The organism is Kitasatospora misakiensis (assembly GCF_042656005.1).
Lineage (GTDB): Bacteria > Actinomycetota > Actinomycetes > Streptomycetales > Streptomycetaceae > Kitasatospora > Kitasatospora misakiensis.
The window spans coordinates 1-10899 of the sequence record NZ_JBHSOF010000100.1; the positions used below are offsets into that span (position 1 = coordinate 1).

Below are 10899 nucleotides of genomic sequence, written 5' to 3' on the forward strand. Positions count from 1 at the left end.
CCTGGGAGTGGCCGATGACGGCGTCGGGCACGATGCCGTGGTGTCGCCACAGCTCGGCGAGGCCGGTCATGACGGCGAACAGGGCGGGTTGGACGATGTCGACCCGCTCCAGCAGTTCGGGGTTGGGTTCGGTGAGCAGTTCGGTGAGGTTCCAGTCGCTCGCGTACGGCGCGAACGCCTCCGCGCACGCCGCGATGTGCTGAGCGAAAACAGGGCTGGTGGCCATCAGGTGCTCACCCATCGCGGGCCACTGCGAGCCCTGCCCCGGGAAGACGAACACGGTCTTCCCGCTCACCCCGGCCGTCCCTGTGACCAGGTCCGGGTGCGGCTGACCGTCCGCGAGGGCCGCCAGCGCGTCCAGGCCGGTCGCGCGGTCGGTCGGCACGACGGCCGCCCGGTGCTCGAAGCCGGCCCGGCGGTGCAGGGCCGTCGCGATCGCCCGCTCGTCCGCCCCGGGGTGGGCGGCGATCCAGGCGTGCAGGCGGCGGGCCTGGTCCCGCAGGGCGGGCTCCGACTTCGCCGACAGCGGCCAGAACACCGGGCCGCCGTCCGTCTCCGCCTCCGGTGCGGGAGCCTCCGCGACCGGCACGGCCGTCGGCGCCTCCTCCAGGATCACATGGGCGTTGGTGCCGCTGATGCCGAAGGACGAGACGGCCGCGCGCCGCCGCCGCTCCCCGTCCGCCTCCCACGGCCGGGCTTCCGTCAGCAGCTCGACGGCGCCCGCCTCCCAGTCGACGTGCGGCGTGGGCTCGTCGACGTGCAGGGTGCGCGGCAGTTCGCCGTTGCGCATCGCCATGACCATCTTGATGATGCCGCCGACCCCGGCCGCCGCCTGGGTGTGGCCGATGTTGGACTTCAACGAGCCCAGCCAGAGCGGCCGTTCGCCGTCCCGGCCGCGGCCGTAGGTGGCCAGCAGGGCCTGCGCCTCGATCGGGTCGCCCAGGGCGGTGCCGGTGCCGTGCGCCTCGACCGCGTCGACGTCGGCCGCGTCGAGGCGGGCGTTGTCCAGGGCGGCGCGGATGACGCGCTGCTGGGACGGGCCGTTGGGGGCGGTCAGGCCGTTGCTGGCGCCGTCCTGGTTGATCGCCGTGCCCCGGACCAGGCCGAGCACGCGGTGGCCGTTGCGCTGCGCGTCGGAGAGCCGCTCCAGCAGCAGCAGGCCGACGCCCTCGCCCCAGCCGGTGCCGTCGGCCGCCGCCGCGAAGGCCTTGCAGCGGCCGTCCGGCGACAGCCCGCGCTGCCGGCTGAACTCGGTGAACATCGAGGGCGCGGACATCACGGTGATGCCGCCCGCCAGCGCCATCGAGCACTCGTCGCGGCGCAGCGCCTGGGTGGCCAGGTGCAGGGCCACCAGCGAGGAGGAGCACGCCGTGTCCACCGTCACCGCCGGGCCCTCGAACCCGTAGGTGTAGGACAGCCGGCCGGCCGCCACACTGGTCGTGTTGCCGGTGCCGACGTAGCCCTCGAAGCCCTCCGGGATGCGCGGCAGCCGGGCCATGTAGTCCTGCGCGATGACGCCGGCGAACACGCCGGTCGCCGATCCGCGCAGTTCGGCCGGGTCGATGCCGGCGTGCTCCAGGGTCTCCCAGGAGGTCTCCAGCAGCAGGCGCTGCTGCGGGTCCATGGCCGCCGCCTCGCGCGGCGAGATCCCGAAGAACTCGGCGTCGAACCCGCCGACGTCGGCGAGGAAGCCGCCGGTCCGCGCGTACGAGTAACCGGGCTTGCCCGGCTCGGGGTCGTAGATCGCGTCGACGTCCCAGCCGCGGTCGGCGGGGAAGCCGCTGATCGCGTCCCGGCCCTCGGCGACCAGCCGCCACAGCTCCTCGGCCGAGCCGACACCGCCCGGGTAGCGGCAGGCCATGCCGACGATCGCGATCGGCTCGGCGTCGGCGTCCGTGCCCGGACCCGCTGAAGCGCGGGCGGCGGGCGCCGTCGGCGCGGCCCCGGCACCCGCCTCGTCGAGCAGCCGCTCGCCGAGGAAGGCGGCCAGCGCGCCCGGGGTCGGATAGTCGAAGATCAGCGTCGCGGGCAGCCGCAGACCGGTCGCGGAGTTCAGCCGGTTCCGGAGCTCGACCGCCGTCAGCGAGTCGAAGCCGAGCTGCTGGAACTCCTGGTCGGCGCCGATCGCGTCCGCGCCGGTGTGGCCGAGGACGGTCGCCACCTCGCCGCGCACCAGGTCGAGCAGCAGCGCCGCGCGCTCCGCCCCGCCCCGGCCGGCCAGCCGCTGGGCCAGCGAGGACGGGCTCGCCGCGCCGCTCGCCGCCTGCCGCACCGGCCGCCGTACGAGGTCGCGTAGTACGGCCGGCAGCGGGCCGCCGCCGTCCAGCGCCGACCGGTCCAGCTTGGCCGGCACCACGGCCGGCAGCGCACCGGCCACCGCCGCGTCGTACAGCGCGAGGTTCTGCGCGTCGGTGAGCGGCAGCAGCGCGCCCCGCTTGCCCAGCCGGCGCTGCCGGTCCTCGTCCAGCGTGCCGACCATGCCCGCCGTCGGCGCCCACAGGCCCCAGGCGAGCGAGGTCGCCGGCAGGCCGAGGGCGGCCCGGTGCTGGGCCAGCGCGTCCAGGTAGGCGTTGCCCGCCGCGTAGGCGCCCTGGCCGGGGTTGCCGACCGTGCCCGCGATCGACGAGAACAGCACGAACGCCGCCAGGTCGCGGTCCGCCGTCAGCTCGTGCAGCCACTGGGCGCCGTCCACCTTGGGCCGCAGCACGGCCGCCAGCCGGTCCGCGCCGTAGGACTCCAGCGTCCCGTCGTCCAGGACGCCCGAGGTGTGCACCACCGCGGTCAGGTCCGGGAGGTCCGCCAGCAGGTCGGCGACCGCGCGGCGGTCGCTCACGTCGCAGGCCAGCACCCGCACCCGCGCGCCCGCCTCGCCCAACTCGGCGACGAGCTCCGCGGCGCCCTCGGCCGCGAGGCCGCGCCGGCTGGTCAGCACCACGTCCCGGGCGCCGTGCCCGGCCACCAGGTGCCGGGCCAGCAGCCGGCCGATCCCGCCGGTGCCGCCGGTGATCAGCACCGTGCCGGCCGGGTCGGGCGCGTGCGGCACGGTGAGCACCACCTTGCCGATGTGCTTCGCCTGGCTCAGGTGCCGGAACGCCTCCGGTGCGCGGCGGATGTCCCAGCAGGTCACCGGCAGCGGACGCAGCACCCCGGCCTGGAACAGCTCGCGCAGCGCGGCGAGCATCTCCTGGATGCGGTCGAAGCCCGCGTCCATCATGTCGAACGCCAGGTAGTCCACGCCCGGGTGCCGCCCGGCCACCTCGGCCGCGTCCCGGATGTCGGTCTTGCCCATCTCCAGGAACCGGCCGCCGCGCGGCAGCAGCCGCAGCGAGGCGTCCACGAACTCCCGCGCCAGCGAGTCGAGCACCACGTCCATGCCCTCGCCGCCCGTCGCGTCGAGGAAGCGCTGCTCGAAGTCCAGGGTGCGCGAGGACGCCAGGTGCGCCTCGTCCAGGCCCGCCGCCCGGACCGCCGCCCACTTGCCGGCGCTCGCGGTGCCGAACACCTCCAGGCCCAGGTGCGCGGCCAGCTGCAGCGTCGCCATGCCGACGCCGCCCGCCGCCGAGTGGACCAGCAGGCGCTGGCCCGGGCGCATCCCGGACAGGTCGTGCAGCGCGTAGTAGGCGGTGAGGAAGACGATCGGCGCCGCCGCCGCCTCGGCGAGGCTCCAGCCGTCCGGGACGTGCGTGACGAGCCGCTGGTCGGTGATCGCGACCGGCCCGGCCCCGCCGTCCAGCAGGCCCATCACCCGGTCGCCCGGCACCAGCCCGGTCACCCCCGGGCCGACCTCCAGCACCACGCCCGCGCCCTCGCTGCCGATCAGCGCGTCACCCGGGTACATGCCCAGACCGATCAGCACGTCACGGAAGTTCAGGCCCGCCGCGCGCAGCGCGATCCGGATCTGGCCCGGCGCCAGCGGCGCCTCCGCCGCCGGGTGCGGGACCAGGGCGAGATTGGCCAGCGTGCCCTTCTCGGTCACGTCCAGGCGCCACGAGCTCTCCCCGGCCGGCGGCACGAACGCGCCCGCACCGAGCTCCCTGGCCAGGCGCGGCACCCACGCGGTGCCCTCGCGCAGCGCGAGCTGCGGCTCCCCGGTGGCCAGCGCGGCGGCCAGCGCCGCCTCGGAGGCGGGCGTGCCGTCGGAGTCCAGCAGCACGAACCGGTCCGGGTGCTCCGCCTGCGCGGCTCGCACCAGACCCCACGCCGTGGCCGACCACGGATCCGTCACCGCCTCGCCCGGGCGGGCGGCGACGGCCCCGGCCGTCACCAGCACCAGCCGCGCGTCCCCGGCGCGCTCGTCCGCCGCCCAGCGGCGCACCAGCTCCAGCGCCCGGGCCGCGGCCCCCTGCGCCCGCTCGGCGCCGACGAGGCCGTCCGGGCGCACCTCGACCAGCAGCGCCTCCGGCAGCTCCGCCCCGGTCGCCGCCAGGGCGGCCGCCAGATCCTCGGTACGGGCCACGGGCGGGGTGTCGGTGGGCGCCTGGTCGGTCGGGAGGGGGAGCGACGTCCAGCCGAGCGAGTACAGCGCGTCCTGCTCGGCGGGCCGCGCCCGCAGCGACTCCGGCGACACCGTCCGCAGCACCAGCGCCCCGACCGACACCACCGGCGAACCCGCCGGATCCGTGATCTCCAGCGCCACCGCGCCGGAGGCCGCGGGCGTGATCCGCACCCGCACCGAGGTGGCGTCGGTGGCGTGCAGGGCCACGTCCGTCCAGGAGAACGGCAGGCTGATCGGACCGGACTCGCCCTGCTGCGCCTGCGTCAGTGCGCCGAAGGTGAGCGGGTGCAGGGCGGCGTCCAGCAGCGCCGGGTGCACGCCGAAGCGGCGCCGGCCGCTGCCGCCGGCCGTGGTGCCGGCGGTCGTGGTGCCGGCGGTCGGGGTGCCGCCGGTCGGGAGGGTGACCTCGCCGAACAGTTCCCCGCCCGCCTGCCAGGCCGCGGTGAGGCCCTGGAACACCGGGCCGTAGCCGAGCCCCAGCCCGGTCAGCCGCTCGTAGAAGCCCTCCAGGTCCACCGCCTGCGCGCCCGCCGGCGGCCAGGCCGTGTCGGCGCCGCCCGACGGGGGCTCCGGCGCGGTCCGGGCGAGCGTGCCCTCCGCGTGGCGCGTCCACGGCGCGTCCTCGGCGTCGCCCGGCCGGGAGTGCACCCACACCGGGCGGCGCCCCTCGTCGTCGGGCGCGCCCACCGTCACCTGCACCTGCACGGCCCCCTGCTCGGGGACCACGAACGGCGCGGCCAGCGTCAGCTCCTCGACGAGCGCGCAGCCGACGTGGTCACCGGCGAACAGCGCCATCTCGGCCATGCCCGTGCCCGGCACCAGCACCGTCCCGTGCACGGCGTGGTCCGCCAGCCAGGGGTGCGTGCGCAGCGAGACGCGGCCGGAGAACACCACACCGTCGCCCTCCGCCAGCGGGACCGCCGCCGACAGGAGGGGGTGTGCGGTGGGGAGTTGGCCGAGCTGGCTCGGGTCGCCGCTGGAGGAGCTGGTGTCGATCCAGTAGGTGCGGCGCTGGAAGGGGTAGGTGGGGAGGTTGGTGTGGGTGCCGTGGGTGGGGAAGTGGGTGGTGTGTCCGTGGGTGTGGGCGGTGGCGAGGGCGGTGAGGGTGGTGTGGGCTTCGGGGCGGTTCGGGGTGAGGGTGGCGGTTGCGGTGGCTTCGGGGTGGGTGGTGCGGGCGAGGGTGGTGAGGGTGGCGTCGGGGCCGAGTTCGACGTAGGTGGTGACGTCGGCCTGGCTGAGGGTGGTCAGGGCGTCGTGGAAGCGGACGGCCTCACGCAACTGGCGGACCCAGTAAGACGGTTCGGCGAGTTGGTCGGCGGGGTGGCCGGTGAGGGTGGAGATGATCGGGATGGCCGGCTGGTGGTAGGTGAGCGTTTCGGCGATCGCCTTGAACTCGTCGAGGATCGGGTCCATGTGGTGGGAGTGGAAGGCGTGGCGGGTGTTGAGGACCTTGGCCTTGTGGCCCTGTTCCTTCCATGCCGCTGCGAGGGCGTGGACGGCGTCCACGTCTCCCGCGATCACCACGGCGTCACCGGAGTTGATGGCGGCGATCGTCAACGCCTCGCCCAGGTGCGGGAGGACGTCCTCCTCGACCCCCTGGAGGGTGGCCATCGCGCCTTCGCCGGTGCTGTGCATGAGACGGGCCCGTGCGGCGACGAGCTTTGCCGCGTCGGCGAGTGAGAGGACGCCGGCGCAGTGGGCGGCGGCGATCTCGCCGATGGAGTGCCCGGCGAGGTAGTCGGGCTTCAGGCCGTGGTGCTCCAGGAGTCGGAACAGCGCGGTCTCCAGCGCGAACAGCGCCGGCTGGGTGTGCAGGGTGGTGTCCAGCAGCCCGTCCGGGTTGGTGGCGATGATGTCGCGCAGCCCGGGGTCGAAGTGGCTCAGTGCCTCGTCGTAGGCGGCGGCGAACACCGGGAAGGCGCCGTACAGTTCCTCGCCCATGCCGACCCGCTGCGAGCCCTGCCCGGTGAACAGGAAGGCCAGCCTCCCGCTGTCCGCAGAGCTGCCGGTGACGGCGTCGGGGTGGCCCGTGCCTTCGGCGAGCGCCTCCAGGGCCTCCGTCCGCGCGCCCGGCAGGACGACGGCGCGGTGCTCGAACAGCGCCCGCCCCGTGGCGAGCACGTGCGCGATGTCGGCGGGCGCGGTCTCGGGGTACTGGGCGAGCCAGTCCAGCAGTCGCCGTGCCTGGTCGCGCAGCGCGGCCGGGGACTTCGCCGACAGCGGCCAGACGGCGGGGAGTTCGGACGTCCGCTCGGCCTGGCCCGTGGCCGCGTCGCCCGTCCCGGAGTCGCCCGCGTCCGCCTCGGCCGGCTCCTCGGCCGTCGGCTCCTCCAGGATGACGTGCGCGTTGGTGCCGCTGATGCCGAACGACGAGACGGCGGCCCGGCGCGGGCGCCCGTCGACTGTCTCCCACGGACGGTTCTCGGTGAGCAGCGAGACCGCGCCGGAGGACCAGTCCACCTTCGGCGTCGGCTCGGAGACGTGCAGGGTGCGCGGCAGCTCGCCGTGGCGCATCGCCATGACCATCTTGATCACGCCGGCGACCCCCGCGGCCGCCTGCGTGTGGCCGACGTTCGACTTCACCGCGCCGAGCCAGAGCGGCCGTTCGTCCGCCGGACGGTCCTGCCCGTACGTGGCGAGCAGCGCCTGCGCCTCGATCGGGTCGCCGAGCGAGGTGCCGGTGCCGTGCGCCTCCGCCGCGTCGATGTCGCGGGCGGCGAGGCGGGCGTCGGCGAGGGCCTGCCGGATGACGCGCTGCTGCGCGGGGCCGTTGGGGGCGGTGAGGCCGTTGCTCGCGCCGTCCTGGTTGATCGCCGAGCCGCGGATGACGGCCAGGACCTGGTGCCCGTTGCGGCGGGCGTCGGAGAGCCGCTCGACGAGCAGCAGGCCGGCGCCCTCCGAGAAGTTGGTGCCGTCGGCGTCGGCGGAGAAGGCCTTGCACCGCCCGTTGGGCGCGAGGCCCCGCTGGCGGCTGAACTCGACGAACGGCGCCGGGGTGGCCATCACGGTCGCGCCGCCGGCGAGCGCCAGGTCGCAGTCGCCCTTGCGCAGGGCCAGGACCGCGAGGTGGAGAGCGACCAGCGAGGAGGAGCACGCGGTGTCGACGGTGACCGCCGGGCCCTCCAGGCCGAAGGTGTAGGCGATCCGCCCGGACGCCACGCTGCTCGTGGTGCCCGTCAGGAGGTACCCCTCCAGGCCCTCGGCGCCGGAGAAGGCGTGCGGCACGTACTCCTGGTGGATGACGCCCGCGAACACGCCGGTCCGGCTGCCGTGCGCGGCGGCCGGGTCGAGACCGGCGTGCTCGAAGGCCTCCCAGGCCAGCTCCAGCAGCACCCGCTGCTGCGGGTCCATCGCCAGCGCCTCGCGCGGCGAGATGCCGAAGAACTCGGCGTCGAACCCGCTGGCCTCGTGCAGGAACCCGCTCTCGGAGGCGTAGGAGGTGCCGGGCCGCTCCGGGTCCGGGTCGAAGAGGGCGTCCAGGTCCCAGCCGCGGTCGGTGGGGAAGGAGGAGACCGCGTCACCGCCCCCGGCGACCAACTGCCAGAGCCGGTCCGGCCGGTCGGCCCCGCCGGCGTAGCGGCAGCTCATTCCGACGATGGCGACGGGTTCGTGGACCCGGTCCTCGGCCTCGCGCAACTGCCGGTTGGCCTGGCGCAGATCGGCCGTCGCCCGCTTCAGGTAGTCGCGAAGCTTCTGCTCGTTCCCCATGGTGGTGTGTGCTCCTCGCGGTGTCATCGGGGGGTCAGGCCGTGCCGAGTTCTTCGTCCAGGACGCTGAACAGTTCGTCGTCGGTGACGGTTTCGAGGTCGTCGTCGGCATCGAGGTCGTGGTCGCCGGTCGCCGGGGCGGCGTTCCAGCGGCGGGCCATCTCCTGGAGCCGGGCGGCGATCAGCGGTCCGCCGTCGCCGGAACCGGGCCGGGCGGCGTCCAACGCCGCTGCCAGGCGGTCGAGTTCGGCCAGCAGGACGGAGGGTGCGGTGTCGGACGAGGGGGCGAGCTCCTGCCGCAGGTGGCGGGAGAGGGCGACCGGCGACGGGTAGTCGAAGACCAGCGTCATCGGCAGCTGCCGGCCGGTGGCGCCCTGGAGCCGGTTGCGCAGCTCCACCGCCGTCAGCGAGTCGAAGCCCAACTCCCGGAACGCGCGGTCGGGTTCGATGCGGCCCGCGGAGGCGTGGCCCAGCACCGTCGCGGCCTGGGAGCGCACCAGCTCCAGCAGCACCGTGTCCTGCTCGGCCGCGCTCGCTCCGGCCAGCCGTCGCATCAGCGCCGAAGTGTCCACGGCGGTGGCCGCGTTGGCCCGACGGCGGGCCGGCGAGGCCGGTACCAGCCCGCGCAGCAGGTGCGGCAGCGCACCGCGCTCCGCCTGGGCACGGAGGCCCGCGCGGTCCACCCCGGCCGCGACGACGGGGCCGCCGACCGCGAGCGCGGCGTCGAACAGGGCCAGACCCTGCTCGTCCTCCAGCGGACTCACCCCGCCCCGGGCCAGCCGGGCCACATCGGCCTCGCTCAGGTGGCCCGTCATGCCGCTGCTCCGCGCCCACAGGCCCCAGGCGATCGACGTCCCGGGCAGGCCGTGCGCCCGGCGGCGCTGGACCAGCGCGTCGAGCAGCGCGTTCGCCGCCGCGTAGTTGCCCTGGCCGGGCGAGCCCAGCACACCGGCGGTCGAGGAGAACAGGACGAACGCGGCGGGCGCGGCCTCCCTGGTCAGTTCGTCGAGCAGCAGCGCCGCGTCCGCCTTGGGGCGCAGCACCGTCTCGAACTGCTCGGCGGTGAGCGAGCCCACCAGGCCGTCGTCCAGGACGCCGGCCGCGTGCACGACCACCGAGAGCGGGTGCGCGGCGGGCACCTCAGCCAGCAGCTTCCCGAGCGCCGCGCGGTCGGCGGTGTCGCAGGCGACGGCGGTCACCGTCGCGCCGAGCGCCTCCAGTTCGGCGCACAGTTTGGCCGCGCCGGGGGCCTCGGGGCCGCGGCGGCTGGTCAGCAGCAGGTGCCGCACGCCGTGCACCTCGACCAGGCGCCGGGCGACCAGGCCGCCCAGCAGGCCGGTGCCGCCGGTGATCAGCGCGGTGCCCTCGGGGTCCGGCGGGGACGAGGTGGCGGGCTCGTGGAGTGTCGGCCGGGACACGAGCCGGGGCGCGTGTACGCGGCCCTCGCGGAGGGCGAGTTGTGGCTCGTCGACGTCCAGCGCGGCGACCAGCGCCTGCTCGGAGGCCGGGGTGCCGTCCAGGTCGACCAGGGTGAAGCGCCCGGGGTTCTCGGTCTGCGCGGTCCGCAGCAGGCCCCACACCGCGGCCTGGCCCAGCTCGGTGACCTCCGCCTCGGCCGTCGTGGCGACGGCGCCGCGAGTGACCACCACGAGCCGGCCGGGGCGCTCGGCCGTCAGCCACTCCTGCACGGCCTTCAGCACGGGGTGCAGGGTGTCGCGGACCGACAGGCCGGCCGGGGTGTGGAACAGCTCGGTGTCGGCCGGCAGTTCGGTGGTGGTGGCGGCGGTGGGGACGGTGACCGGGACCCAGTCGATGCCCAGCAGCCCGTCACCGGCCTCCCCGGCGCGGGCCTGCACGTACGTCGCCGGGTCGACCGGCCGGAAGGTCACCGCGCCGGCCGTGAGAACGGGCGCACCCGTCGGGTCGGTGGCCGCGAGCGCGAACGCGTCCGTACCCAGCGACGACAGCCGGACCCGCAGCTCGGTCGCTCCGGTCGCGTGCAGCGCGACGTCCTCCCAGGCCAGGGCCAGCCGGGGGGTCGCCGACTCCCCGGTGTCGGCCGGGGCCGCGACGAGCAGGGCCGCCTGGAGTAGGACGGGGTGGATGCCGAAGCCCTCGACGTCCGTCCCCTCCGACAACGCCACCTCCGCGCAGAGGCCGTCCGGCCGGCGCCAGGCACGGCGCACCGCCCGGGACACGCCGTCCACGGCCAACCCGGCGCCGGCGAGCCGCTCGTACAGCTCCTCCGGATCGATCGGCTCCGCGCCGGCCGGCGGCCAGGCGGCCGGGGCCGCCGTCGCGTCGGCGTCCGGCGCCTCGTCCGCCAGCACGCCGGTCGCGTGCCGGGTCCACGGCGTCTCCTCGCCCGTCCGGGAGTGCACCTCCACGGTGCGCCGCCCGTCCGCGTCCGGCGCACCGACGGCCACCTGGATCTGCGCGGCCTGCCCGGTCGGCAGCGGCGCCTCCACGGTCAGCTCGGCGATCCGGCCGGCGGCGACGGAGTCGCCTGCGGCAACGGCGAGTTCCAGCAGCGCCGCGACGGGCAGGACCGGCGTCTCGCCGATGCTCTGCTCGGCGAGCCAGGGCTGGTCGGTCGCGGAGAGGCGGCCGGTGGCCAGCAGCCCGCCGTCCGAGGCGGTCGCGACGGTGGCGCGGAGGAGCGGGTGGGTGGTGTGGGCGAGGCCGAGGGTGGTGGCG

2 protein-coding genes are annotated in these 10899 nt (G+C 75.9%); both read right to left on the reverse strand.

Annotation, left to right across the window (positions count from 1 at the left end; genetic code table 11):
• The coding region (locus ACFP3U_RS36365) for an SDR family NAD(P)-dependent oxidoreductase (protein ID WP_380230055.1) at positions 1–8203 on the reverse strand (8203 nt) is incomplete at its 3' end.
• Positions 8204–8237: 34 nt separating this feature from the next.
• On the reverse strand, positions 8238–10899 hold a 2662-nt coding region (locus ACFP3U_RS36370; protein ID WP_380230056.1), incomplete at its 5' end, for a type I polyketide synthase.